We start from the raw sequence: 22,918 nt of genomic DNA on the forward strand, positions 1-22,918 counted from the left end.
GCTGACCCTTGTCTGACCGTTTCGTCTACCACTGCACGCTGCGCTGGTCCGACCTCGACGCGTACGGCCACATCAACAACTCGCGCTTCCTCACCCTGTACGAGGAGGCGCGGGTGGCGTTGATGTTCGCCGGCGGCCGGGCGTGGGGAGTCGGCTCGTTCGCCGACGGGGTGGTCATCGCCCGGCACGAGGTCGACTACCTGCGCCCGGTCGACTACGCCCTCGGCCGGGCGACCGCCGAGGCCGCCCCGACGGTGCGGATCGAGCTGTGGGTGGAGGAGATCCGGGCGGCCTCGTTCACCGTCGCCTACGAGTTGTACGACGGTGACACCCTGGCCAGCCGGGCCCGCTCGGTGCTGGTGCCGTTCGACCTGACCCGGCAGCGGCCCCGGCGGATCTCCCCGGAGGAGCGCAGGTTCCTGCTCTCGTACGCCCCGGGCGGGACCGTGACATGACCGGGCACGGCCTCGTCGACGTCGCCGACGCCGGCGCGTTCCTGGCTCGCCTGGTGCGACTGGACCCGGCCGCCGTGGTACGGCTGCGGCCCGGCGCGGCTCCGGCGCGTACGGCCCTCTGGGCCCGTCTGCCGTGGGGCGTGCTGGTGGTCCGCACGGTGGCCGGAGACGGCCCGGGTGACGTGACCGTGGCGGCCGGCGAGCTGCTCGCCGAGCTGGCGGCGGGTGGCCCCGCGCTGCCGGCGCGCCGCGACGCGCAGTGGCGTTGGCCGCTGCCGCCCGGCACCAGCCGGCGGGTGGAGAACCTGCCCGCGGTGCAGCTGCGGCGGATCGCCGAGGCGGCGGCGGGCGCGCTGCGCGACGCGACCGCGCACGGGGTGGCCGGGCGGGCGGTGGGCCAGCGGGCGGTACGCGACGCGCTGCTCGACCACGTGCCCGTGGTGGTGACCCCGGACGACCCGTCCGGCGCGCCGGTGGAGGTGTCGCAGCGACTGGTGCAGGGCGTGGTCCGGATGGGCTTCCTCGGGCCGGACGGTGCGGGTGCGCCCGGCGGGGTCGGCGACGTTCAGGTGCGTGCGGCCGGCCGTTGGGTCGGACTGGTGGGGCCGTACGGAGCGGCATGGTCGCAGAAGGCGACGGATCTTGTTGTCCGACCCGTCCCAACTCATACCTTCGGATGACCCCGATTCATTCTTCTGGCCTGGTGCTGCCGTTGGGGGGGTGCTTCAACCCGGCTGTCCGGGTACCGTCCATCCTCGGATCCAACGCACCGTAGGCGGCTGGATCCGCTGGGGAGTGAGGTGCGCGAGCGATGCCGTGGTGGTCATGGCGCCCCGGTCCCGCCAATGACGGCGGTGAGCCGGAAGGTCGGAGCGGGATCACAGTGGACAGCACCGTCCGGGTCGGACCACCGGCCCCGCGTCAGCCGGGTGACAACTGCCCGACCGTGGACCGGCCGGTGATCGCCGCCATGCCGGCCACCGTCGCGCCGGTCACCCTGAGCCGGGTCTGCGACGCGCTGGACCTGCTCGACGTGCGTTACCTGGCCGACGGCGACGGCAACCTGCTGGCCATGTGGGAGCGGCACGCGGTGCTGGTCACCCTCGAGGGCCCGGAGGACGAGATCCTGGTGATGCGGGCCCGTCCACACGCGACGGTCCCGCCGGACTGGGAGGACCGGGCCTACCGGGTGGTCAACGAGTGGAACCACACCCGGCGCTTCTGCAAGGCCTACATCGGCGACCCGACCGAGCGCGGGCAGCTGCCCATCTACGCCGAACTCCAGGTGCCGTTCGGCGCGGGGGCGCACGACGCCCTGCTGGTCGAGATGCTCGACTGCGGCGCGGCGGTGGCGACCAGTTTCGTCGACTGGTTGCACGACGAGGGCGCCCTGCTCTGACCGCCGGCCGGCGCCGGCCCGCACCGGCCGGTCCGCGGGGCCGAGGCCCCGCGGCCGCCGCCCGCGGTGCGGCCGTCAGGCCGGACCGGCCGGGTCCTCCATCATGTTGACCATGAAGTACGCGGCCCGCTCCAGATAGTCCCAGAGCGCGGCGGCCAGCTGCGGCGGCAGGTCGAGCCGATCCACCGCGTGGCGCATGTGCAGCAGCCAGGCGTCCCGCTCCGCCGCGCCGATCCGGAAGGGCGCGTGCCGCATCCGCAGGCGGGGGTGGCCGCGCTGGCTGGAGTAGGTGTTCGGACCGCCCCAGTACTGCATCAGGAACAGGGTGAGCCGGTCGGCGGCCGGGCCCAGGTCCTCCTCCGGGTACATCGGGCGAAGCAGCGGATCGGTGGCGACGCCGGCATAGAACTCGTCGACCAGCTTGCGGAAGGTGGGCTCGCCGCCGATCGCCTCGAAGAGGGTCGTCGACGCACCGGGACGGTCCGATTCACCTGCGGCAGTCACCGTTCCATCCTGCCAGGCGACCGGCGTGCCGTCCGGGGTGCCCGTTGTGCGTCAGGTCACCGCGTGCCGGTGCCGTCCCGGATCGCCCGGCCGGGCGGCCGGATCCGTCCTGGCCTGGTCGGCGCCGGCCGGGTCGGTGCCGACTCGCGGGGAGACCGGGTGACCGGCCGTCGGCCCGTCCGCCCGGGTCGTGTCGTCGGTGCCGGCGACGGCCCGTCCGGCGGTGGCGCCGCTCGTCACGAGGCGCGGCCAGGACAGCGCGATGGCGGACATGAGCACCACTCCGGCCGCGCTCCACACCCCGACCACCAGCGGAATCGAGAACCGCTCGGCCAGCAGCCCGGTGATCAGCACCGCCGCGCCCTGGATCACCTGGAGCCCGGTGGCCATCACGCCGAACGCGCGGGCCCGGAACCCGTCCGGCAGCGCGCGGACGAACAGCCCGTTGGCCACCGGTAGCAGGCCGGCCACGGCGAACCCGGAAACCGCCGCGAGCAGTGCCACCACGAGCGGCGGCGGGTCCAGCAGGGCGGGCACGAGCGTCAGTGGGGCGAGCACCGCCAGTGGACGGATCAGGGCCACCCGGCGGGCCGGCGCGACCGCCCGGCCGATGAGCAGACCACCGACGATGAACCCGACCGGGCCCGCGGCCATGATGACGGCCTGGGCGACGCCCGGGTTCATGCCGGCGGAATGCTCGGCGGCCCACGCCGCCGCGAGCCCCTCGGGCACGATCGAGAAGAGCATCGCGCTGAACACCAGTACGGCGATGGCGCGCAGTACCGGCGTGCCGAAGACCATCCGGAAGCCGTCGGCGGTCTCCCGCAGCAGGTGGCTGCGGTGCGCGTCGGTCATCGCCGCGGGCCGGTCCGCGACGCCGAAACGGACCAGCGCGGCGGACAGGCCGAACGTCGCCGCGTTGGTCAGCAGCGCGGCGGCCGGACTGAACGCGGCGATGCCGGCGCCGGCCGTGTAGCCGATCACCTGTGCGGCCTGCCCGACGCTGGCGTTGACCGACAGTCCGACCACCAGGCGGTCACCGTTGAGCAGCAGCGGCATCAGGGCGGACCGGGCCGCCTGGCTCGGCGGGCTGGCCAGGGTGGTGACGAACAGCAGAGCCAGGGTGAGCGGGACCGGTGCCTCGGGGATGGCGATGAGGAGCATCAGCACCATCCGGATGAGGTCGCAGGCGACCATGACGCTGCGGTAGCGGTGCCGTTCGGCGAGGGTGGCGAGCAGCGGGCCGCCGATCAGCCACGGCAGGTAGCTCACCGCGAACGCGGCGGCGGACAGCGCGACCGACTCGGTCTGCTGGTAGACCAGCAGCGTCACCGCGGCCTTCGCGATGTAGTCACCGATCCAGGACAGGGTGCTGGCGGTGAGGACGAACCGGTATTCGCGTTGGTCGAAGACCTCTCGGAAGGTGGCCGGGCCTTCCGGGGAAGGTCGCTCGTCGGGCACCGTCGCCTCCATCGTCCCGATGGGCCGGCCACTCGTGATGGTGGGCCCGGGAACCGTCGTCAGATCTACGGATCAGCGAGGACGTGATCACGCTCCGGCGGGAACGCGTGCACCGGATTCTGCCCGATCGTCCGACAACTGGCTAGGGAGGACGGGTTGAACGTCGCATCACCGACTGAACGAACGGACGATACCCGAGGGGCTGCCCGACCCGCGACCCCCGCTGTTAGGTCAGACCGTTCCGCCCGGCGTGGCCGATCCCGGCGTCGTGGTGCCGCCCGGCGTGGCCCCGGGCAGAAGGCCGGACGTCGCCGGCGGCAGACCCGGGTAGAGCCGGGCGGCCGCGATCCGCGCGGTGATGCCGGAGTTCTCCAGCGCCTCGGCCAGCCGCCGGCGCAGCTCCCGACCGACCGCGAACTGCCCGTCCGCGGTCGTCTTCACCACCGTCCGGATCACCGCACCGTCGACGGTCATCTGCTCCACGCCCAGCACCTCGGGCGCCTCCACGATCTCCGGGGCCAGCTCGGGGTCCAGGGCGAGGGAGGCGGCGGCGGTACGCAGCACCGCGTTCGCCTCCTCCGTACCGGCGAAGCCGATCGGCAGGTCGACCACGACCAGCGCCCAGCCCTGACTCTTGTTGCCCACTCGGACGATCTCGCCGTTGCGGATGTACCAGAGCACGCCCCGGCCGTCCCGTACGGTGGTCACCCGCAGCCCCACCGACTCCACCACCCCGGTGGCCTCGCCCAGATCCACCGTGTCGCCGACGCCGTACTGGTCCTCGATCAGCATGAACAGGCCGGCGATCAGGTCCTTCACCAGGCTCTGCGCGCCGAACCCGAGGGCCACACCGGCGATCCCCGCGCTGGCCAGCAGCGGGGCCAGGTCGAAGCTGAACTCCTTGAGCACCATCAGCAGCGCGATGCCCATGATGAAGGCGGTGGTGAGGCTGCGCAGCACCGACCCGATCGCCTCGGCCCGCTGCCGCCGCCGCTCCGGCACGAACTCGCCCGGCTCGACGGCCGCGCTGGGGATCCGCTCGCGCAGCGGCCGCAGCATCGTCGGCACGCCCGCGTCGGTGGTGGTGCGGACCAGCCGGCTGATCGTCCGGTGCACCAGCCAGCGCGCGGCCAGCGCCAGCAGCAGGATCAGGGCGACCCGCAGCGGCTTGAGCAGGATCCAGTAGCTGCCCTCGGCGAACCACACCGAACCGGTCAGGTCGTAGGCCCCCTTGCAGAGGAGATCGTCCAGGCAGGCGGGCGACGGATCGGTGGCCGGCGCCTCGACGGAGGGCAGGGCGGGCGGCAGCAGGCTGGCAAGGGTCACCGTGTTTTCGTACCGCACCCGCCACCGCCCCGCCGCACCGCCCCTCCGTACCCCGGCGGTGCGTACCGGCGGGCGTACGGGGGCGAAGCGGTCATCGGGCCCCGGCGGTGCGACCGCTTCGGTGGGGGACCCCGGATTAGTGCGTGCAATCCGGGGTCTTATCAGGGACGATGGGCGCACGGACGTCGGTGATCCGGCCGGCGTCGGCCGTGGTGGGTGGCTGCGCCCTTCTCCCGGTCGACGGTGGCACGCAAGGGGCCGCTGAACCGGGAGGGTGAGCGCGATGCCTGACATACGACCCACGGTGGGCTCCGGCGCGCTGGTTCTCAACGCCACCTACGAGCCGCTGTGTGTCGTGTCGGTGCGTCGAGCCGCGATCCTCGTGCTCTCCGCCAAGGCGATCTGCGTCGCCGACGGGGACGGGATGCTGCACAGCGCGCGGAACGAGCTGCCGGTGCCGTCGGTCGTCCGGTTGACGCGTTTCGTACGGGTGCCCTACCGGACCCACGTGGGTCTGTCCCGCCGGGCGATCTTCGCCCGGGACGGCTGGCGGTGCGCATACTGCCGCGGTCCGGCCGAGACCATCGACCACGTCTTCCCGCGCAGCCGGGGCGGCCGGCACGCCTGGGAGAACGTGGTGGCGGCCTGCGCCCGGTGCAACCACACCAAGGGCGACAAGACCCCCGCCGAGTTGGGCTGGCGACTGCACGCGCTGCCGGCCGCGCCGAAGGGCACCGCCTGGCGGGTGCTCGGCCACCGGGCGCCGGACCCGCGCTGGGCCGACTGGTTGGACCTGCGCGAACCCGAGGCCGCCTGAGCCGGCCCGGCCGGCTGCTCAGGCCCCACGAGCCTGCACCAGGGACGCGAACACCACCACGTTGTCCGCGTAACCGGTCTCGCCCCCCACCCAGCGCCCGCCGCAGGTGACCAGGCGAAGGTTGGGGCGACTGAAGTCGCCGAAGACCTCGTCGGCGGGGAAGCGCTCCTTGTCGAACCGCTCCACCGAGTTCACCTCGAACACCGCCACCGACCCGTCGGTGCGGGTCACCTCGACGCGGTCGCCCTCGTCCAACTCCCGCAGCTCGTGGAAGACCGCCGGCCCGGTGCTGGTGTCCACGTGACCGACGATCACCGCCGGGCCGTTCTGCCCGGGGGTGGGTCCCTGGTCGTACCAGCCGGCCTCCTGCGCGCGGGCGGCCTCGGGCGCGGCGATGGCGCCGTCCGGGGCGAGCCCGACGGTGTGCACCGGCGCCCGCAGGTCGAGGGTGTCGATCTCGATGCCGACCGGTGGGCTCGCGGGCAGCACCGGGAACTTCTTCGGCGGTGGGCGCAGCCCGGCGATGAACTGGTCCGGCAGCACCCGGTATCCGGTGACCCGCTCCACACCGAGCATCGCGACGATCAGCACCATCAACGTCCCGATCACCAGCACGCCGAAGCCGGGGTGCCGGCCCGGGACGAACCGCCGTCCGCCGGCCCAGCGCTGTCGGGGTCGCGCCGGCAGCGGCCCGGCCGCCGGGTCGGTGGTCGGCACGCTCGCCACGACCGCCTCCCCGGCCACCCGGCGTAGTCGTCGGGTGGCCGCCGCGGCGACCCGACCGGACGCCCGCAGCGCCCGCCGGGTGGTCGCGCGAACCCGCCCAGGCCCGCTGGTACGCCTGTGTGCGCCGGTCATGGCGACGGCGGGTCAGGAACCGGCCCCGGTCCGACGCCGGCCTCCGAAGAAGCCGAACCCGACCGCGAGCGCGACGGCGGCGAAGCCCCCGATGAGCAACAGTGATCCCGGTCCGGCGGCACCGGCCGTACCACCGCCACCGGTGGCCGGGCCCTTGCTGGGCTGCGCCATGTTCAGCACGGTGAACGTGGTCGTGGCCGTGTTCCCGTTGTTGTTGCCGTTGTTGTTCCCATTGCCGCTGTTTCCGGTGTTGTTGTCGCAGCGCAGCTCGACCTGGTAGTCACCGGGTTCCTTGCTGCCCGGGACGGTGACCTGCCCGGTGAGGAATCCGTTGTCCGGTCGCACCACGACCCGACCGAAGGCGTCGGAGTGCACGGTCTCCTGCCGGTTGTTGGCGTTGTCGCAACTGGCCCGGATGCTCACCCGGGTGCCGGCCTGCGCGGGATTGGGCGTGACCTCCACGAAGGTGTTCTCACCCGCTCGGGCGGGCGCGGCGCCGACCAGGGTCAGGGCCCCGATCAGTACGAGCGCCCCGAGCAGTCGGACGATGGTTGTCCCGGCGTCGAACACGCCTGGGTACGGTCGCAGACCCCGCATGATCCTCCCTCCCGGCACCGGTGCACCGGTCCTGCTGGGGCGACCCGCGGTGCTTTCCCCCTACTCGGCCGGGCACACGGACGGCGGTCAGGTGTTAGGAAGGGACCCTTCCTCTACCGGAGGCGTTAACGGGGGGCCCTTCCTTACCGGGTGGGGTCACCGGGTGCCAGTCCAGCGGGGTGGAGAGGACCATGGTGCTGGACGGCTGGCCGTACGGGGCGAGCCGGTCGATGACCCCCTCGAACTCGCCGATCGAGCCGGCGGCGACCTTGAGCACGCTGCACGCGTCGCCGGTGATCCGGTGGATCTCCATGATCTCCGGCCAACCCGCCACCTCGGGGTCGTTGAGGATGCAGCGGGAGCCGTAACAGGACATCCGGATCAGCGCCACCACCGTGCGGCCGGCCCGGGTCAGGTCGACGTGCGCGTGGTAGCCGGTGATCACCCCCGACTCCTCCAGCCGGCGCACCCGCTCGGCGACGGCCGGCGGGGAGAGGTGCACCCGGCGGGACAGCTCGCTGAAGGACAGCCGTGCGTCGGCCTGAAGCTCGCGCAGCAGCGCCCAGTCCATCTCGTCCACGCTGCGACCTTACGTTCCGCAACCCGATACCGCCTATCGCCTTTCGGTCGGCAGGCCGTACGCGCGGAGTGCCGTTGTTTCGGCATTCCGTTGCCCGATCTCGCCGCGGGATCATGTGGTTCACCGGCGTGTCGCCGGCGGAATCGCACGAGTGGGGGGAGCGGAACGTGGAACGGACGGACCTGCGGGCGGCCGACCGGGCAGCGGTACGGCCGGTCACCCCGCGTCAGCGCGCCGCCCGGGCGGCCCGCAACGGTGGCGAGCCCACCCTGGAGTTCGACGACCGGGTGCCCTACGACGCGTACGTGCAGGCCAGCACGCTGCACGGGTTGCAGACGACGCTCAGCGACGACCCCGGCGAGATGTCCTTCCTGATGGTCAGCCAGATCATGGAGCTGTATTTCGGGTTGACCTGCCACGAGCTGCGCGAGACGTCCCGGCTGCTGCGGTCCGACCGGGTCTGGGACGCGCTGGCGCCACTGCGCCGCGCCGCGCTGCACCTGGAGGGGCTCAACGCGGCGTGGAAGGGGCTGCGGTGGATGACCCCGGCCGACTTCAACCGCTTCCGCAACCTGCTCGGTGAGGGCTCCGGCTTCCAGTCCGCGATGTACCGCCACCTGGAGTTCCTGCTCGGGCTGCGGGACCCGGCGCTGATCCGGCCGTTCCGCCGGCAGGCCGACGTGCACGCCGACCTGACCGCCGCCCTCGGCACGCCGAGTGTGTGGGACGAGGTGGTCGCCCTGCTCGCCCGGCACGGTCACGACCTCCCCGCCGAGCTGCGGGAACGGGACGTCGCGGTGGAGCACGAGCCGCACCCGGCGGTCGAGGCGGCCTGGGTGCGGATCTACGCCGACGGCAGTCCGGACAACCACCTGCGCCTGCTCGGCGAGGCGCTGACCGAGGTGGCCGAGCAGTTCGGCGACTGGCGGTGGAACCACGTCAAGGCGGTGCAGCGCGCGATGGGCGCCAAGGTCGGCAGTGGCGGCTCGGCCGGCCTGGCGTGGCTGCAGCGGAGCATGTCCCGGGTGGTCTTCCCGGAGCTGTGGTCGGCCCGGACCGCGATGTGACCGGAGGACACGAGATGCGTACCCCCGAACACCAGGCCCATGACCGGGACGCGGCCGACCCCGGCCACCGGCACCTGTTCCACGTGCCGCCGGCCGACGGCGGCCGTTATCCCGAGGTCGCCTACCTGGCCGGGAACTCGCTCGGCCTGCAACCCCGGGCCACCCGGGGGGAACTCCTCGCCGACCTGGACGCCTGGGCGCGGCTGGGCGTGGAGGGCCACCTGGACGCGGCGCGGCCGTGGCTGCCGTACCACGAACTGCTCACCGGACCGGCCGCGCGACTGGTCGGTGCCCGGCCGGCCGAGGTGGTGGTGATGAACTCGCTCACCGTCGACCTGCACCTGCTGATGGTCAGCTTCTACCGGCCGGCGGGCCGGCGTACCCGGATCGTCATCGAGGACACCGCCTTCCCGTCGGACAGCTACGCGGTGCGCAGCCAGGCCCGCTTCCACGGCCTGGACCCGGACGCCACGGTGGTCCGGTTGACGCCGCGCCCCGGCGAGGACACCCTGCGCACCGCCGACGTGTGCGACTTCCTGGCCGCCGAGGGCGACACGGTGGCGCTGGTGCTGCTGGGCGGGGTCAACTACCTCACCGGCGAGCTGCTGGACATCCCGGCGATCACCGCGGCCGGCCGGGCGGCCGGCGCGGTCGTCGGCTGGGACCTGGCGCACGCCGCCGGAAACGTCCCGCTGGCCCTGCACGACTGGGACGTCGACTTCGCCGCCTGGTGCTCCTACAAGTACCTGAACGCCGGACCCGGCGCGCTGGCCGGCGTGTTCGTCCACGAACGCCACCTGGGCGATCCGCACCTGCCCCGCTTCGAGGGCTGGTGGAGCACCGAGGCGGCGACCCGCTTCGAGATGACCCCGGTGTCCCGCCCGCCGGCCACCGTGGAGGCCTGGCAGATATCCAACCCGCCGATCCTCGCGATGGGCCCGGTCCGCACCTCGCTGGAGATCTTCGACGCGGTCGGCATGCCGGTGTTGCGGGAGCGCAGCCTGCGCCTCACCGGCTGGCTGGAACACCTGCTCGACGAGGTGACCGCCGACCGGCCGCTGACCGTGGTCACCCCGCGCGACCCCGCCCGGCGGGGCTGCCAGCTCTCCGTGCGGATCGCCGGGGCCAGCGCCGCCGAGCTGGCCAAACGGCTGCGGTACGAGCACGGCGTGATCGCCGACGCCCGGGAGCCGGACGTCGTCCGGTTCGCCCCGGTGCCCCTGTACTCGACGTACCACGACTGCTGGCGGGTCGCCGACGCGCTGGCCGCGACGGTGGAGGGAGCCACCTCATGACCGCGGAACGGGACGAGATCGCGGTGGTCGGCGCCGGGCTGGCCGGCAGCCTGCTGGCGTGCTTCCTGGCCCGCCGGGGCTATCCGGTGGCGATCTACGAGCGGCGGCCGGACCCGCGGACCGGCACGGTCGAGCGGGGCCGTTCGATCAACCTGGCGCTGTCCGAGCGGGGTCTCGACGCGCTGCGCCGGATCGGGCTGGACCAGCAGGTGATGGCCGACGCGCTGCCGATGCGCGGCCGGATGATCCACCCGGTCGCCGGCGGGCCGCGGTTCCAGTCGTACAGCGTCTCCGGCGACCGGGCGATCAACTCGATCAGCCGGGGTGCGCTGAACAACGCGCTGCTGGACGCCGCCACCGCGCTGCCCGGCGTGCGGGTCGCCTTCGACCACCGGCTGGTCGACCTGGACCCGGCCACCGGTGAGATGACCTTCGAGACACCGCAGGGCAAGGTCACCGCCGTCGCGCCGGTCGTCCTCGGCGCCGACGGGGCCGGCTCCGCCGTACGCGGGCAGCTGCTCGGGCACGGGCTGCTGACCGAGAGCGTGGACTTCCTCGACTACGGCTACAAGGAGCTGACCATCCCGCCGCTGGGCGGGGACTTCGCGCTGGACCCGGAGGCCCTGCACATCTGGCCGCGCGGCACCTCGATGATGATCGCGCTGCCCAATCCGGACCGCTCGTTCACCTGCACGCTGTTCTGGCCCACCCACGGCACCGCCAGCTTCGCCTCGCTGGGCAGCCCGGCGGCGATCGAGCGGCACTTCGCCACCCACTACCCGGACCTGCCGCCGCTGGCGCCGAACCTGGTCGACGACTACCAGCACAACCCGGTCGGCGTGCTCGGCACGGTCCGCTGCGACCCGTGGCAGGTCGGCGGGAAGGTCGGCCTGCTCGGCGACGCCGCCCACGCCATCGTGCCGTTCTACGGCCAGGGCGCGAACGCGGCGTTCGAGGACGTGGTGGAGCTGGACCGCTGCCTGGACGAGTGCGCCGACGAGTGGTCCGCCGCGCTACCGCTGTTCCAGCGCCGGCGGCAGGCCGACGCCGAGGCCATCGCCCGGATGGCGCTCACCAACTTCGTGGAGATGGCGGACAAGGTCGCCTCGCCGCTGTTCCAGCTCGGCCGCCGGGTGGAACACGCGCTGGAACGCGCCCTGCCCGACCGCTACGTCTCCCAGTACGAGCTGGTGTCCTTCTCGACCACCCCGTACGCCCAGGTGCGCCGCCGGGTCCGCCGCCAGCACCGGGTGCTCGGCGCGGTCGTGGCCGGCGCGGCGCTGGTGCTGGCCGGCGCGGTCGGCACGGCGGTCGCGCGGACATCCGCCGGATCGGGGCGGGGGAGACGCCGATGAGCCTCTGGGATCCCCGGCTGATGGCCGGGCGGGCGCCCGACGGGCCGGGCCTGCTACGCCACTTCGTGGCCGGCGAGTTCGTCGCGGCGGGACGCCGGTTCACCAAGCGCAGCCCGGTCACCGGCGAGCCGGTCTTCGAGGTCGTCGAGGCCGACCGCGCCACCGTGGACGACGCGGTCGGCGCCGCCCGCGCGGCACTGCGCGGCCGGTGGGGCCGGATGGGGGAGCGGGAACGGGCGGAGGTGCTGCGGCGGGTCGCCGACGAGCTGGAACGCCGCTTCGACGACCTGGTCACCGCCGAGGTCGCGGACACCGGCAAGGCCATCTCGCAGGCCCGGACGCTGGACATCCCCCGGGGCGCGGCGAACTTCCGCGCGTTCGCCGAGATCGTCGCGACCGCGCCCACCGAGTCGTTCACCACGGTCACCCCGACCGGGGGCCGGGCACTCAACTACGCGGTCCGCAAGCCGGTCGGCGTGGTCGCCGTGATCGTGCCGTGGAACCTGCCGCTGCTGCTGCTCACCTGGAAGGTCGCCCCCGCGCTGGCCTGCGGCAACGCGGTGGTGGTCAAACCCAGCGAGGAGACCCCGGCGTCGGCGACGCTGCTCGCCGAGGTGATGGCCGCGGCCGGGGTGCCCGAGGGCGTGTTCAACCTGGTGCACGGGTTCGGGCCCGACTCGGCCGGCGAGTTCCTCACCCGGCACCCGGGGGTGGACGCGATCACCTTCACCGGCGAGTCGGCCACCGGCGGCGCGATCATGCGCGCGGCGGCGGACGGGGTGAAGGCGGTCAGCTTCGAGTTGGGCGGCAAGAACGCCGGGCTGGTGTTCGCCGACGCCGACCTGGACGCGGCGGTCGCCGGCTCGGTCCGGTCCAGCTTCACCAACGGCGGGCAGGTCTGCCTCTGCACCGAGCGGATCTACGTGCAGCGCCCGGTCTTCGAGGAGTTCACCGCGCGGCTGGCGAAGCGGGCCGCCGAACTGCCGTACGGGTGGCCGGCCGACGAGGCGACGGTGAACATGCCGCTGATCTCCCGCACCCACCGGGAGAAGGTGCTCGGCCACTACGACCTGGCCCGCGCCGAGGGCGCCGAGGTGCTCGCCGGGGGCGGGACGCCGCGCTTCGGCGACGCCCGCGACGGCGGGGCGTACGTCCAGCCCACCGTCCTCGCCGGCCTCGGCCCGGACGCCCGGACCAACACCGAGGAGATCTTCGGCCCGGTCGTGCACGTCGCGCCCTTCGACCACGAGGAAGAGGCGTACGCGCTGGCCAACGGCACCGAGTACGGCCTGGCGGCGGCGGTCTGGACGCGGGACGTGGGCCGGGCGCACCGGGCCGGGGCGCGGCTGGACGCCGGCATCGTCTGGGTCAACACGTGGTTCCTGCGGGACCTGCGCACCCCGTTCGGCGGGGTGAAGGCGTCCGGCATCGGCCGCGAGGGCGGCGTGCACTCACTGGGCTTCTACTCCGAACTCACCAACGTCTGCGTGGACCTGACATGACCCCTGACCTGGAAGCCGCCGCCCGGGAGCTGACCGCCGCCCGGGAGAGCGGCAAGCCCTGCCCGCCGCTGCGCGGCCGGTTGCTGCCCGACGGCGACGTCGACGCGGCGTACCGGGTCCAGCAGGCGCAGGTCGGCGAGTGGCTGCGGCGCGGACACCGGCGGGTCGGCGCGAAGATCGGGCTGACCAACCCGGCCGTGCAGCAGAGCTTCGGGGTCTACCAGCCGGACTTCGGCGTGCTCACCGACGCGATGGGGGTGCCGGACGGCGCCGAGGTGGACATCGCGCGTCTGCTGCAACCCCGGGTCGAGGCCGAGGTCGCCTTCGTGCTCGGCGCCGACCTGCCGGACGGGCGGGTCACCACCGCCGACCTGCTGCGCGCGGTCGACCACGTGCTGCCGGCCATCGAGATCGTCGACTCGCGGATCGCCGGCTGGGACATCTCGATCGTGGACACGGTCGCCGACAACGCCTCCAGCGGCCTGTTCGTGCTCGGCACCACCCCGCGCCGGCTCGCCGAGGTGGACCTGCGGCTGTGCGGGATGGTCCTGGAGCACGCCGGGGAGCCGGTGTCGGTCGGTGCCGGCGCGGCCTGCCTGGGCAACCCGCTGCACGCGTTGGAGTGGCTGGCCGGCACGATGGCCCGCGCCGGCGACCCGCTGCGGGCCGGCGACGTGGTGCTCTCCGGTGCGCTGGGCCCGATGGTGCCGGTGACCCCCGGCGCGGCGTACGAGGCCCGGATCTCCGGGCTCGGTTCGGTGCGGACCCTCTTCTCCCGGGAGACCTCATGAGTGTCGGTGTGGCGGTGATCGGGTCCGGCAACATCGGGACCGATCTGATGATCAAGGTGCTGCGGCTCAGTGAGAGCCTGCGGATGGTGGCGATGGCCGGCATCGACCCGGACTCCGACGGGTTGGCGCGGGCCCGGCAGCTCGGCGTGGCCACCACCGCCGGGGGCGTCGAGGGCCTCGTCGCGCTGCCCGGGTTCGCCGATGTGGAACTGGTCTTCGACGCCACGTCCGCCGGCGCGCACCGGCAGAACGACGCGGTGCTGCGCGCCCACGGCCGGACGGTGGTCGACCTGACCCCGGCGGCCATCGGCCCGTACGTGGTGCCACCGGTCAACCTCGACGAGCACCTGCGCGAGAGCAACGTCAACATGGTGACCTGCGGCGGTCAGGCGACGGTGCCGATCGTGCACGCCGTCGGCCGGGTCACCCCGGTCGCGTACGGGGAGATCGTCGCCTCGATCGCGTCGCGGTCGGCGGGGCCGGGCACCCGGGCCAACATCGACGAGTTCACCGAGACCACCGCGCGGGCGATCGAGGTGGTCGGTGGCGCCGAGCGGGGCAAGGCCATCATCGTGCTGAACCCGGCGGAGCCGCCGCTGCTGATGCGGGACACCGTCTACTGCCTCTGCCCGGACGCCGCCGCCGACCGGTCGGCCATCGCCGCCTCGGTCGCCGACATGGTGGCCACCGTCCAGGAGTACGTCCCGGGTTATCGGCTCAAGCAGGACGTGCAGTTCGACCGGGTGGACACCTACGTGCCGGCGCTGCGGCGGCACCTCGACGGACTCCAGGTCTCGGTCTTCCTGGAGGTGTCCGGTGCCGGCCACCACCTGCCGGCGTACGCCGGGAACCTGGACATCATGACCTCGGCCGCACTACGCACCGCCGAGCGGATGGTCGCCCTGCGGGCGAAGGGAGTCCCGGCATGACGGACCTGTACATCCAGGACGTGACGTTGCGTGACGGCATGCACGCCATCGCCCACCGGTACACCGTCGACCAGGTGCGGACCATCGCCGCCGCGCTGGACGCCGCCGGGGTGGCCGCGATCGAGGTGGCGCACGGCGACGGGCTCGCCGGATCCAGCGTCAACTACGGCCACGGCGCGGCCGGCGACGCCGACTGGATCTCCGCCGCCGCCGAGGTGCTGACCAGCGCGAAGCTGACCACCCTGCTGCTGCCCGGCATCGGCACCATCGCCGACCTGCGGGCGGCCAGGGCGCTCGGCGTGACCAGCGTCCGGATCGCCACGCACTGCACCGAGGCGGACATCTCCGCCCAGCACATCGGGTGGGCCCGGGAGAACGGCATGGACGTCTCCGGGTTCCTGATGATGTCGCACATGGCCGACCCGGCCACCCTGGCCGGCCAGGCGAAGCTGATGGAGTCGTACGGCGCGCACTGCGTCTACGTGACCGACTCCGGCGGCCGGCTGCTGATGTCCGACGTGGCGGCGCGGGTCGACGCGTACCGGCAGGTCCTGGAACCGGAGACGCAGATCGGCATCCACGCGCACCACAACCTGTCCCTCGGGGTGGCCAACAGCGTGCTCGCGGTCGAGCACGGCCGGGTCGTCGGCGCCGGGCCGGCCGGACCGGACGCGCCGCACGGCCGGACGGTCCGGGTGGACGCGTCGCTCGCCGGGATGGGCGCGGGCGCCGGCAACGCGCCGCTGGAGGTGTTCGTCGCGGTCGCCGAGCTGCACGGCTGGAAGCACGGCTGCGACGTGTTCGCGCTGATGGACGCGGCCGACGACGTGGTCCGCCCGTTGCAGGACCGGCCGGTCCAGGTGGACCGGGAGACGCTCTCGCTGGGGTACGCCGGCGTCTACTCCAGCTTCCTCCGGCACGCCGAGCGCGCGTCGGCGAAGTACGGGGTGGACGTCCGCTCGATCCTCGTCGAGCTGGGCCGGCGCCGGATGGTCGGTGGTCAGGAGGACATGATCGTGGACGTGGCGTTGGACCTGGCCGGCAGGGAGAACCCGTGACCGGGCCGGACCTCGTGAAGATCGCCGAGACGCTGGGCGTGGCCGCCGACACGGCGACGGCGATCCCGCAGCTCGCCGCCGCGAACGGCCTGGACGTCGACGCCGCGTACGCGGTGCAGACCGCCCTGGTGCGGCGCCGGCTGGACCGGGGCGAGCGGATGGTCGGGCTGAAGATGGGTCTGACCAGCCGGGCGAAGATGGCCCAGGTCGGGGTGGACGAGGTGATCTGGGGGCGGTTGACCGACGCGATGCGGGTGCCCGACTCCGGCACCGTCGACGTCGGTGACTTCATCCACCCCCGGGTCGAGCCGGAGGTCGCGTTCCTGCTGGACCGCCTCCCGGAGCCGGGCGAGCCGATCGGCGACTTCACCGACGCGGTCCGCGCGGTCGCCCCGGCGGTCGAGCTGATCGACTCCCGGTACGCGAACTTCACCTTCTCGCTGCCCGACGTCGTGGCGGACAACACCTCGGCCGCCGCCTTCGTGATCGGGCCCTGGTGCCCGGTGCCGGACGGGCTGGACAACCTCGGGGTGCTGCTGGAGATCGACGGGCGGGTCGCCCAGGTCGGCTCGACGGCGGCGATCCTCGGTGACCCGCGCCGGGCCCTCGACGAGGGGGTGCGGTTGGCCGGCCGGCACGGCGTACGCCTGCGGGAGGGTTGGGTCTTCCTGGCCGGCGCCGCGACGGCCGCCGTGCCGCTGCGGCCCGGCAGCCACGTCCGGGCCGTCGTCGAGAAGCTGGGCACGGCGTCGTTGAAGGCGTCGGCATGAGCGGCGACGCGCGCGTGGTGGCCGGCAAGGCCGTGCCGCGCGGTGCGTTCCCGCACGTCAAGGTCGCCGGTGGCTTCGTCTTCGTCTCCGGTACGTCGTCCCGGCGGCCGGACAACTCCTTCGCCGGTGTGGAGGTGGACGAGTTCGGCACCACCAACCTGGACGTCCGGGAGCAGACCCGGGCCGTGATCGGCAACATCCGCGACCTGCTGCGCTCGGTCGGCGCCGACCTCGGCGACCTCGTCCAGGTCACCAGCTACCTGGTGAACATGAACGACTTCGGTGGCTACAACGAGGTGTGGGCGGAGTTCTTCGACGCGACCGGCCCGACCCGCACCACCGTCGCGGTGCACCAGCTACCCCATCCGCACCTGCTGATCGAGATGCAGGCCGTCGCCCTGCTCCCCGCCCAAGGAGGTCAGTCGTGAGTGAGATCGCCGAACCGTTCAGCTTCCCCGGCTGGATCGCGGAGAACCAGCACCTGCTCAAGCCGCCGGTGGGCAACAAGGAGATGTTCCCCGGCGGCGACGACTTCATCGTGATGGTGGTCGGTGGCCCCAACCAGCGCACGGACTTCCACGTCGACCCGTACGAGGAGTTCTTCTACCAGGTCAAGGGCAACATGCACATCAACCTGATGCTGCCGGAGGGTCCGCGTACGGTGCACGTGCGCGAGGGGCAGATGTGGATGCTGCCGCGGAACACCCCGCACTCGCCGCAGCGGCCGGAGGCCGGCTCGATCGGCGTGGTCGTGGAGCGGGTCCGCGAGGAGGGCACCCTGGAGTGGTTCCAGTGGTACTGCCCGGAGTGCGGGCACAAGGTGCACGAGGTGCAGTTGCAGGTCCGCGACATCGCCGCCGACCTGCCTCCGGTGTTCCAGGCGTTCTACGCCGACGAGAAGGCCCGCACCTGCGACAACTGCGGCGCGCTGCACCCGGGCAAGGGCTGATGCGGTCACCTGTCGTCGATGTCCACACGCACCTCGTACCGAAGGGGTGGCCGGACCTCGCCGCGGCGTGCGGCGGGTCCGGTTGGCCCTGGCTGCGGGTCGACTCCGAGCGGGCGGCCATGATCATGTTGGCGGAGACGGCGTTCCGGCCGGTCGGGGCCGAGTGCTGGGACGCGCCGACCCGGCTGGGCGACATGGACGCCGACGGCGTCGACGTGCAGGTGGTCTCGCCGACCCCGGTCTTCTTCTCCTACGACCGTCCCGCCGACCAGGCGGTGCGGGTCGCCCGGATCTTCAACGACCTCGCCCTAGAGGTCACCGCCGCCGGTGGCGACCGGCTGGTGCCGTTCTGCCAGGTGCCGTTGCAGGACCCGGACGCGGCCTGCGCCGAGCTGGACCGCTGCCTGGCGTCGGGCCACGTGGGTGTGGAGATCGGCAACCACGTCGGCGACCGTGACCTCGACGACGCGGGGATCGTGCAGTTCCTGACCCACTGCGCCGAGGTCGGCGCGCCGGTCTTCGTGCACCCGTGGGACATGCCCGACGGGCCCCGGCTGGACCGGTGGATGGCCCGCTGGCTGGCCGGGATGCCCGCCGAGACGCACCTGTCGGTGCTGGCGATGATCCTCGGCGGCGTCTTCGACGAGGTGCCCGAGACCCTGCGGATCTGCTTCGCGCACGGCGGCGGCAGCTTCCCGTTCTGGCTGGGCCGCGCCGACAACGCCTGGCACCGCCGGGGTGACCTGGTACGCGGCGCCTCCACGATGCCGCCGAGCCGATACGTCGACCGGTTCAGCGTCGACTCGGTGGTCTTCGCGCCGGCCGCACTGCGCCTGCTGATGGACACCATCGGTGAGGACCGGGTCATGCTCGGCAGCGACTACCCGTACCCGCTGGGTGAGCGGCCGGTCGGTCAGGTCGTGCACCGGTCCGACTTCCTCACCGCCGCGCAGCGCGACAAGCTGCTTTCCGGCAACGCCCTGCGCTTCCTCGGCGGCGACCGGCAGGTCGCCAACCGTGAGCTGCTCCCGATCGACCGCGAGGGGACGGGCCTGCTCGACCCGGGCCGGACGCCGTCCTGATCGACCGTGCGGTCGGAGTCCCGGGCGTCCGGGCGGACGCGCCGCGCTCCCCGGAGGGCGGCGCGTCCATCGCTGGCTGCTCAGGAGTGGGGGCAGGTGTCCCGGTACTCCTGGATCGCCGTGCCGCGTGGCGCCGGGCAGAGGAACTGTTCGTAGCGGGTGTCGTCGTCCACGAACCGCTTCAGCCACGAGATGCTGTACTTGGCGACGGTCACGTTGGATGACGTGGGCGCCGAGTGGCCGGCGGCGTTGAGTTCGAGGTACGCCTTGTCCAACGTGGATGGCAGGCTGGTGTAGAACGGCTCCGAGTGCGAGGTCACCGGGGCGATGGAGTCGTTCTCCGCACCCACGACCAGCGTCGGGACGCGTACCCCGGACCAGTTCTTCACGGTGTGCCAGCCGGTCAGCGGGATCGCGGCCTGCAACGTCGGCCGGGTGTTCGCCGCGGACAGGCTGCCGCCGCCGCCCATCGAGTGGCCCATGACGGCGAGCCGGTTCCGGTCGATCCGGGTCCGCACCGAACTGGCGGTAGTGAGGTGGTCCAGGGCGGCGAGCAGTTGGGTGCCACGGCTGGCCGGCTGGTCGTAGCGGGACAGGGTGTCGATGGTGACGACGACGAAGCCCTGCGAGGCCAGCCGGGGGCCGAGCCAGGCCACGCTGGACTGGGTCGCGGTGTAGCCGGGGGAGATCGCCACCGCGCCGAAGGTGCCCTCGGCGGTGCTGGTGGGGTAGTAGACGGTGCCGCCGCGGAAGCCCCTGACGCTGGAGGCGGCGATGGTGGTCTGGGCGATGGCGAACGGGCCACGACTCGCCTCGATGCTCGCCACGGTGGGATCGGGACCGCGTTGGTAGGGGCTCGCGACGGCCTGGGCGGGCGACGCGGCGGTCAGGCCGGCACCGACCAGGATCAGGGTCAGCACCGCGCGGACGGCAGCGGTGGTCCAGCGGGGGGCCGGTCCGGGACGGGGACCGTGCCGGGGGACGGTGGGGGCTGCGAGTGGCATGTGGTCGCTCCCTGTGGGGTGCGGAGCCGACGGTCCCGGTGCCGGTGGGTGGTGGGTGGCCGGGTACCGATCGATGTATGTTCATCGATATGCCATCGTCCGTCGCGGCGTCCCCCGCCGCCAATCCCGGGCAATCCCTGTCATCGTGATATGCGGCATCCGGCGTCCTCGCCGCCCGGTGGCCGGTCGTGTCGCCACCCCCGTCGGCGTCCCACCGGGCAGGATGAGGGGATGGCCGAGCCGCACGACCTGACGGCGCTGGAACAGGCCGCCGCCGTCGCCCGCGGTGAGCTGTCCAGCCGGGAGCTGGTCGCGCACCACCTGGACCGGGTCGACGCGCTCGGCGACACGGTCGGCGCGTTCGTCACGGTTACCGGTGAGGCGGCCCTCGCCGCCGCGGACGCCGCCGACGCCGTCCCGCCCGGCGACCGGGGGCCGCTGCACGGCGTGCCGACCGCGATCAAGGACCTCACCCTCACCGCCGGGATCCGCACCACCTTCGGCTCGGCCGCGTTCGCCGACTTCGTGCCGCCGGTCGACGCCGACGTGGTCCGGTTCATGCGGGACGCCGGACTGGTCAGCCTCGGCAAGACCACCACCTCCGAGCTGGGCTGCTCCCTCTACTCCGAGGGGCTGGTCGCCCCGCCGGCGCGCAACCCGTGGGACCTCGCCTACACCGCCGGCGGTTCCAGCGGCGGCGCGGCGGCGGCGGTGGCCGCCGGGCTGGTACCGGTCGCGCAGGGCTCCGACGGCGGCGGCTCGCTGCGCATCCCCGCCTCGCTGTGCGGGTTGATCGGTTACAAGCCCAGCCGGGGGATGGTCTCCGGCGGACCACTCGGCTCCGGCGGGTTCGGGCTGCCCACCCACGGGCCGATCGGTCGGACCGTCGCCGACGTGGCCGCGCTGCTGGACGTGCTGGCCCGACCGGTGGCCGGTGAGCCGTACCTGCCGCCCGCCCGGCCCGCCGCCGGCTGGCTCGGCGTGGCCCGGGCCGCCGAGCCGGGCCGGCTGCGGATCGGGCGCTTCACCACCCCGATGCTCGCCGACGAACCGGTGCACCCGGACTGCGTCGCCGCGGTGGACCGGGCCGCCGCGCTGCTCACCGCCGCGGGCCACGAGGTGGTCGAGGTGGCGTCGCCGCTCGGGCCCGCCGCGTGGCCGCTGTTCGAGATCGTCTGGTACGTCCTGGCGCTCGCCCCGGTGCCGTCGGAGCGGGAGCGCGAGCTGCTGCCGCTGACCCGGTACCTGCGCGCCCGGGGCGCGGAGATCAGCGCCGCCACCCTCACCACCACGCTCGGCGAGCTGCAGGCACTGGTCCGCCTCGGCGCCCGCCGTACCGCCGGCTGCGACCTGCTGCTCTGCCCCACCCTCGCGACCCCGCAGGCGCCGGTGGGCTGGTTCACCTCCGGCGGCGACCCGGCGGAGGACTTCGACCGGCAACGCCGGTTCTCGCCCTACTGTGCGATCTTCAACACCACGGGCGATCCGTCGGTGTCGCTGCCGGTCGGCGTCACCGCCGAGGGGCTGCCGGTGGGGGTGCTGCTCAGCGGTCGGTACGGCGACGACGCGAGGTTGATCGCGACCGCTGCGCAACTGGAACACTCCAGTGGCGGGTGGGATCGCCACCCCGCAATCTGGCGGGCCGTCGACTCCGCTAACGTGAATGGCAGCGGAACCGGGAGGTCGGAGCGATGAGCGTCCACCCGGCCCGCTCGCCGAAAATCTCTTCTTCCGCCTGGGGGCGTTGGGATTGTCTGTAACCGAGACGTTGCTGGTCTTCGTCGGCATCCCGGCGGCCGCGGTGCTGGTGATCGCCGGCCTGGCGTACGCCGGTAGTCGCGGCGGTGGTGGTGGCGGCGCCAAGCGCTACCGCCCCGGCCGGCCCTTCGACTTCACTCCGGTCTGGTTCCTGGCCCGTCCGGAGCAGCTGGCCGACTCGGCCGGCACCGCCCTGGCCGCGGGCGCGCAGGCGCCGGCGCTGACCAGCCGCAAGCAGGAGCAGGCCGGCATCGAGGCGCCGGCCGGTGGAACCGGAGGCGCAAGTGACCGTTGGTGAGATGCGGCCCCAGACGGGGACGGACACCCCGCCCGACGTGCTGGACGGCCCGTTCTCGACCCGCCAGCTGCTGCGCATCGACGAGGCCCTGCGCCAGGCCGACCAGGGCACCGGCCTGGTCTTCTCGGTCTACGTCGGCGGTCTCGACGAGCCGGTCCGGGAGCACGCCGAGCGGCTGCACCGCCAGCTCGCCGAGCCCGACAAGTCCGTCCTGATCGCCGTGTCGCCCAACCAGCGCCAGCTGGAGGTCGTCACCGGTCGGCACGCGCGCAAGCGCATCCCGGACACGTACGCCCGGCTCGCCGCGCTCTCCATGGTGGCCGCCTTCGGCGGCGGTGACCTGGCCGGCGGCATCATCAACGGCCTCGACCAGCTCGCCAGCCACGCCGGCAAGGGCTGACCGCAGACCCTACGACGAAGCCCGGTCCGCGATGCGCGGGCCGGGCTTCGGTATGTCGGTGGTCTGCTCTCAGCGGGGCCAGGCGCTCGGGTCCAGCCGCATCGGCCACGGCTCGTCCACCTGGATCGGGTCATCCGGCCCGACCGTGCCGAGCAGGTTGTAGTGCACGCTCTTGACCAGCTCGTAGCGGTACACCACCGGCCCGAAGTCGCCGCGCTCCACCCGCCAGTAGGCCGGGATGCCGGCTTCGGCGTAGAGCGACGGCTTGGTGAAGCGGTCCTGCCGTCGACTGCTCGGCGATTCAACCTCGACGACCAGGGCCACATCCACTGCTTCGATCCACATGCCGTCCGTGGGAGCGGTCGGTTTCAGAACGGTGATGTCAGGGATCAGATTGCTTCCGGCCGCCCGGAGCCCCGCTGCACGGATGACCCTCCAGCCGGCAGGCACCGACGCACGTAGTGCCATTCGCAGCTCATCCGCCAGCTCCTGGTGGCCATAACCCGGGGGTGGGGTCAGGTGCAGGCTCCCGTCAACGATCTCGTAGCGGTTCCCATCCTCCGGAAGGCCCGACAGATCCGCCTCGCGCCACTCCCGCTGTGGTGAACGCCACTCGTAGGTCGGCTGTGCCATCACGTCCACCTCCTTCACAACTCTAACCGC

General features: G+C 73.1%; 26 protein-coding genes. 18 read left to right on the forward strand and 8 right to left on the reverse strand.

The genetic code is table 11. The annotated features are described in order from the left end of the window. Positions 1-8 precede the first annotated feature (8 nt). The 3 genes from D7223_RS23555 to D7223_RS23565 all read left to right on the forward strand — a co-directional run bounded on the left by D7223_RS23555 (position 9) and on the right by D7223_RS23565 (position 1,854). The gene (locus tag D7223_RS23555; RefSeq protein WP_120730605.1) at positions 9-455 is read left to right on the forward strand and encodes an acyl-CoA thioesterase; all 447 of its coding nucleotides are present in this window, start codon (positions 9-11) and stop codon (positions 453-455) included. Next, a complete protein-coding gene (locus tag D7223_RS23560; RefSeq protein ID WP_120730606.1) occupies positions 452-1,135 on the forward strand; it encodes a DUF8185 domain-containing protein in 684 nt (227 codons plus the stop codon). The genes D7223_RS23555 and D7223_RS23560 overlap by 4 nt, the downstream gene beginning before the upstream one ends. Positions 1,136-1,266: 131 nt before the next feature. Then, positions 1,267-1,854: a type III secretion system chaperone family protein gene (locus D7223_RS23565; RefSeq protein WP_120730607.1), complete on the forward strand. Its 588-nt coding sequence runs from the start codon at positions 1,267-1,269 to the stop codon at positions 1,852-1,854. A 75-nt stretch (positions 1,855-1,929) separates the two neighbouring features. Here the strand turns inward: D7223_RS23565 and D7223_RS23570 are convergent, their stop codons facing one another. The 3 genes from D7223_RS23570 to D7223_RS23580 all read right to left on the reverse strand — a co-directional run bounded on the left by D7223_RS23570 (position 1,930) and on the right by D7223_RS23580 (position 5,145). Beyond that, entirely contained in the window at positions 1,930-2,358 is a 429-nt protein-coding gene (locus tag D7223_RS23570) for a globin (protein ID WP_120730608.1), read from the reverse strand. A gap of 51 nt (positions 2,359-2,409) precedes the next feature. After that, entirely contained in the window at positions 2,410-3,831 is a 1,422-nt protein-coding gene (locus D7223_RS23575; protein ID WP_120730609.1) for an MFS transporter, read from the reverse strand. A 219-nt stretch (positions 3,832-4,050) separates the two neighbouring features. Next, positions 4,051-5,145 carry a mechanosensitive ion channel family protein gene (locus tag D7223_RS23580; RefSeq protein ID WP_120730659.1) on the reverse strand — a complete coding sequence of 365 codons (1,095 nt, stop codon included), beginning with the start codon at positions 5,143-5,145 and terminating at the stop codon, positions 4,051-4,053. A 283-nt stretch (positions 5,146-5,428) separates the two neighbouring features. On the opposite strand from D7223_RS23580, the gene D7223_RS23585 reads away from it, so the two are divergent. Next, entirely contained in the window at positions 5,429-5,962 is a 534-nt protein-coding gene (locus tag D7223_RS23585) for an HNH endonuclease (protein WP_120730610.1), read from the forward strand. Positions 5,963-5,980: 18 nt separating this feature from the next. On the opposite strand, the gene D7223_RS23590 is transcribed toward D7223_RS23585, so the two are convergent. From D7223_RS23590 to D7223_RS23600, 3 genes are all read right to left on the reverse strand, one after another. Continuing rightward, the gene (locus tag D7223_RS23590) at positions 5,981-6,820 is read right to left on the reverse strand and encodes a class F sortase (RefSeq protein WP_120730611.1); all 840 of its coding nucleotides are present in this window, start codon (positions 6,818-6,820) and stop codon (positions 5,981-5,983) included. 12 nt (positions 6,821-6,832) lie between these two features. Continuing rightward, positions 6,833-7,417: a hypothetical protein gene (locus tag D7223_RS23595; protein WP_238162181.1), complete on the reverse strand. Its 585-nt coding sequence runs from the start codon at positions 7,415-7,417 to the stop codon at positions 6,833-6,835. A gap of 94 nt (positions 7,418-7,511) precedes the next feature. Further along, positions 7,512-7,997: an Lrp/AsnC family transcriptional regulator gene (locus D7223_RS23600; RefSeq protein ID WP_120730612.1), complete on the reverse strand. Its 486-nt coding sequence runs from the start codon at positions 7,995-7,997 to the stop codon at positions 7,512-7,514. A gap of 167 nt (positions 7,998-8,164) precedes the next feature. On the opposite strand from D7223_RS23600, the gene D7223_RS23605 reads away from it, so the two are divergent. The 11 genes from D7223_RS23605 to D7223_RS23655 are packed head-to-tail and all read left to right on the forward strand — an operon-like array spanning position 8,165 to position 18,795. Further along, positions 8,165-9,064, forward strand: a complete 900-nt coding sequence (locus D7223_RS23605) for a tryptophan 2,3-dioxygenase (protein WP_120730661.1) — start codon at positions 8,165-8,167, stop codon at positions 9,062-9,064. A gap of 14 nt (positions 9,065-9,078) precedes the next feature. Then, positions 9,079-10,359, forward strand: coding sequence for a kynureninase (kynU, locus tag D7223_RS23610; protein WP_120730662.1), 1,281 nt, complete (start codon positions 9,079-9,081; stop codon positions 10,357-10,359). Further along, positions 10,356-11,714: an FAD-dependent oxidoreductase gene (locus tag D7223_RS23615; RefSeq protein WP_120730613.1), complete on the forward strand. Its 1,359-nt coding sequence runs from the start codon at positions 10,356-10,358 to the stop codon at positions 11,712-11,714. Before kynU ends, D7223_RS23615 begins: the two co-directional genes overlap by 4 nt. 20 nt (positions 11,715-11,734) lie before the next feature. Continuing rightward, complete coding sequence (locus D7223_RS23620) at positions 11,735-13,216, forward strand: 2-hydroxymuconic semialdehyde dehydrogenase (protein ID WP_120730663.1); 1,482 nt, start codon at positions 11,735-11,737, stop codon at positions 13,214-13,216. Beyond that, positions 13,213-14,007 carry a 2-keto-4-pentenoate hydratase gene (locus D7223_RS23625; protein WP_120730614.1) on the forward strand — a complete coding sequence of 265 codons (795 nt, stop codon included), beginning with the start codon at positions 13,213-13,215 and terminating at the stop codon, positions 14,005-14,007. Before D7223_RS23620 ends, D7223_RS23625 begins: the two co-directional genes overlap by 4 nt. Continuing rightward, entirely contained in the window at positions 14,004-14,936 is a 933-nt protein-coding gene (locus D7223_RS23630) for an acetaldehyde dehydrogenase (acetylating) (RefSeq protein ID WP_120730615.1), read from the forward strand. Before D7223_RS23625 ends, D7223_RS23630 begins: the two co-directional genes overlap by 4 nt. Next, positions 14,933-15,994 carry a 4-hydroxy-2-oxovalerate aldolase gene (gene dmpG, locus D7223_RS23635; protein ID WP_120730616.1) on the forward strand — a complete coding sequence of 354 codons (1,062 nt, stop codon included), beginning with the start codon at positions 14,933-14,935 and terminating at the stop codon, positions 15,992-15,994. Before D7223_RS23630 ends, dmpG begins: the two co-directional genes overlap by 4 nt. Further along, positions 15,991-16,764, forward strand: a complete 774-nt coding sequence (locus tag D7223_RS23640) for a 2-keto-4-pentenoate hydratase (RefSeq protein WP_120730617.1) — start codon at positions 15,991-15,993, stop codon at positions 16,762-16,764. The genes dmpG and D7223_RS23640 overlap by 4 nt, the downstream gene beginning before the upstream one ends. Further along, positions 16,761-17,192, forward strand: a complete 432-nt coding sequence (locus D7223_RS23645) for a RidA family protein (protein WP_120730618.1) — start codon at positions 16,761-16,763, stop codon at positions 17,190-17,192. The genes D7223_RS23640 and D7223_RS23645 overlap by 4 nt, the downstream gene beginning before the upstream one ends. Next, positions 17,189-17,713 (forward strand): 3-hydroxyanthranilate 3,4-dioxygenase, encoded by a 525-nt coding sequence (locus D7223_RS23650; RefSeq protein WP_120730619.1) that lies wholly within the window; start codon positions 17,189-17,191, stop codon positions 17,711-17,713. The genes D7223_RS23645 and D7223_RS23650 overlap by 4 nt, the downstream gene beginning before the upstream one ends. Next, complete coding sequence (locus D7223_RS23655) at positions 17,713-18,795, forward strand: amidohydrolase family protein (protein WP_120730620.1); 1,083 nt, start codon at positions 17,713-17,715, stop codon at positions 18,793-18,795. The genes D7223_RS23650 and D7223_RS23655 overlap by 1 nt, the downstream gene beginning before the upstream one ends. An 80-nt stretch (positions 18,796-18,875) precedes the next feature. On the opposite strand, the gene bdeA is transcribed toward D7223_RS23655, so the two are convergent. Continuing rightward, positions 18,876-19,799 (reverse strand): bis(hydroxyethyl) terephthalate hydrolase, encoded by a 924-nt coding sequence (gene bdeA / locus D7223_RS23660; protein WP_120730621.1) that lies wholly within the window; start codon positions 19,797-19,799, stop codon positions 18,876-18,878. 231 nt (positions 19,800-20,030) lie between these two features. On the opposite strand from bdeA, the gene D7223_RS23665 reads away from it, so the two are divergent. From D7223_RS23665 to D7223_RS23675, 3 genes are read left to right on the forward strand one after another with little or no spacing between them, the layout of a single operon-like run. Next, entirely contained in the window at positions 20,031-21,494 is a 1,464-nt protein-coding gene (locus D7223_RS23665; RefSeq protein WP_120730622.1) for an amidase, read from the forward strand. 49 nt (positions 21,495-21,543) lie between these two features. Then, a complete protein-coding gene (gene ctaJ / locus D7223_RS23670; RefSeq protein WP_475038705.1) occupies positions 21,544-21,855 on the forward strand; it encodes an aa3-type cytochrome oxidase subunit CtaJ in 312 nt (103 codons plus the stop codon). Next, complete coding sequence (locus D7223_RS23675) at positions 21,842-22,255, forward strand: DUF5130 family protein (protein ID WP_120730624.1); 414 nt, start codon at positions 21,842-21,844, stop codon at positions 22,253-22,255. The genes ctaJ and D7223_RS23675 overlap by 14 nt, the downstream gene beginning before the upstream one ends. 69 nt (positions 22,256-22,324) lie before the next feature. On the opposite strand, the gene D7223_RS23680 is transcribed toward D7223_RS23675, so the two are convergent. Next, complete coding sequence (locus D7223_RS23680; protein ID WP_186832168.1) at positions 22,325-22,888, reverse strand: Uma2 family endonuclease; 564 nt, start codon at positions 22,886-22,888, stop codon at positions 22,325-22,327. Positions 22,889-22,918 lie beyond the last annotated feature (30 nt).

This window comes from Micromonospora endolithica, from assembly GCF_003626595.1.
GTDB classification, from domain to species: domain Bacteria; phylum Actinomycetota; class Actinomycetes; order Mycobacteriales; family Micromonosporaceae; genus Micromonospora; species Micromonospora endolithica.

Bases quoted from the DNA above. Each gene is read 5' to 3' on its own strand.
- D7223_RS23560 (WP_120730606.1), top strand. From the start codon at position 452: ATGACCGGGCACGGCCTCGTCGACGTCGCCGACGCCGGCGCGTTCCTG.
- D7223_RS23565 (WP_120730607.1), top strand. From the start codon at position 1,267: ATGCCGTGGTGGTCATGGCGCCCCGGTCCCGCCAATGACGGCGGTGAG.
- D7223_RS23575 (WP_120730609.1), bottom strand. From the start codon at position 3,831: ATGGAGGCGACGGTGCCCGACGAGCGACCTTCCCCGGAAGGCCCGGCC.
- D7223_RS23585 (WP_120730610.1), top strand. From the start codon at position 5,429: ATGCCTGACATACGACCCACGGTGGGCTCCGGCGCGCTGGTTCTCAAC.
- D7223_RS23590 (WP_120730611.1), bottom strand. From the start codon at position 6,820: ATGACCGGCGCACACAGGCGTACCAGCGGGCCTGGGCGGGTTCGCGCG.
- D7223_RS23595 (WP_238162181.1), bottom strand. From the start codon at position 7,417: ATGCGGGGTCTGCGACCGTACCCAGGCGTGTTCGACGCCGGGACAACC.
- kynU (WP_120730662.1), top strand. From the start codon at position 9,079: ATGCGTACCCCCGAACACCAGGCCCATGACCGGGACGCGGCCGACCCC.
- D7223_RS23615 (WP_120730613.1), top strand. From the start codon at position 10,356: ATGACCGCGGAACGGGACGAGATCGCGGTGGTCGGCGCCGGGCTGGCC.
- D7223_RS23620 (WP_120730663.1), top strand. From the start codon at position 11,735: ATGGCCGGGCGGGCGCCCGACGGGCCGGGCCTGCTACGCCACTTCGTG.
- D7223_RS23625 (WP_120730614.1), top strand. From the start codon at position 13,213: ATGACCCCTGACCTGGAAGCCGCCGCCCGGGAGCTGACCGCCGCCCGG.
- D7223_RS23630 (WP_120730615.1), top strand. From the start codon at position 14,004: ATGAGTGTCGGTGTGGCGGTGATCGGGTCCGGCAACATCGGGACCGAT.
- dmpG (WP_120730616.1), top strand. From the start codon at position 14,933: ATGACGGACCTGTACATCCAGGACGTGACGTTGCGTGACGGCATGCAC.
- D7223_RS23645 (WP_120730618.1), top strand. From the start codon at position 16,761: ATGAGCGGCGACGCGCGCGTGGTGGCCGGCAAGGCCGTGCCGCGCGGT.
- D7223_RS23655 (WP_120730620.1), top strand. From the start codon at position 17,713: ATGCGGTCACCTGTCGTCGATGTCCACACGCACCTCGTACCGAAGGGG.
- bdeA (WP_120730621.1), bottom strand. From the start codon at position 19,799: ATGCCACTCGCAGCCCCCACCGTCCCCCGGCACGGTCCCCGTCCCGGA.
- D7223_RS23665 (WP_120730622.1), top strand. From the start codon at position 20,031: ATGGCCGAGCCGCACGACCTGACGGCGCTGGAACAGGCCGCCGCCGTC.
- D7223_RS23680 (WP_186832168.1), bottom strand. From the start codon at position 22,888: ATGGCACAGCCGACCTACGAGTGGCGTTCACCACAGCGGGAGTGGCGC.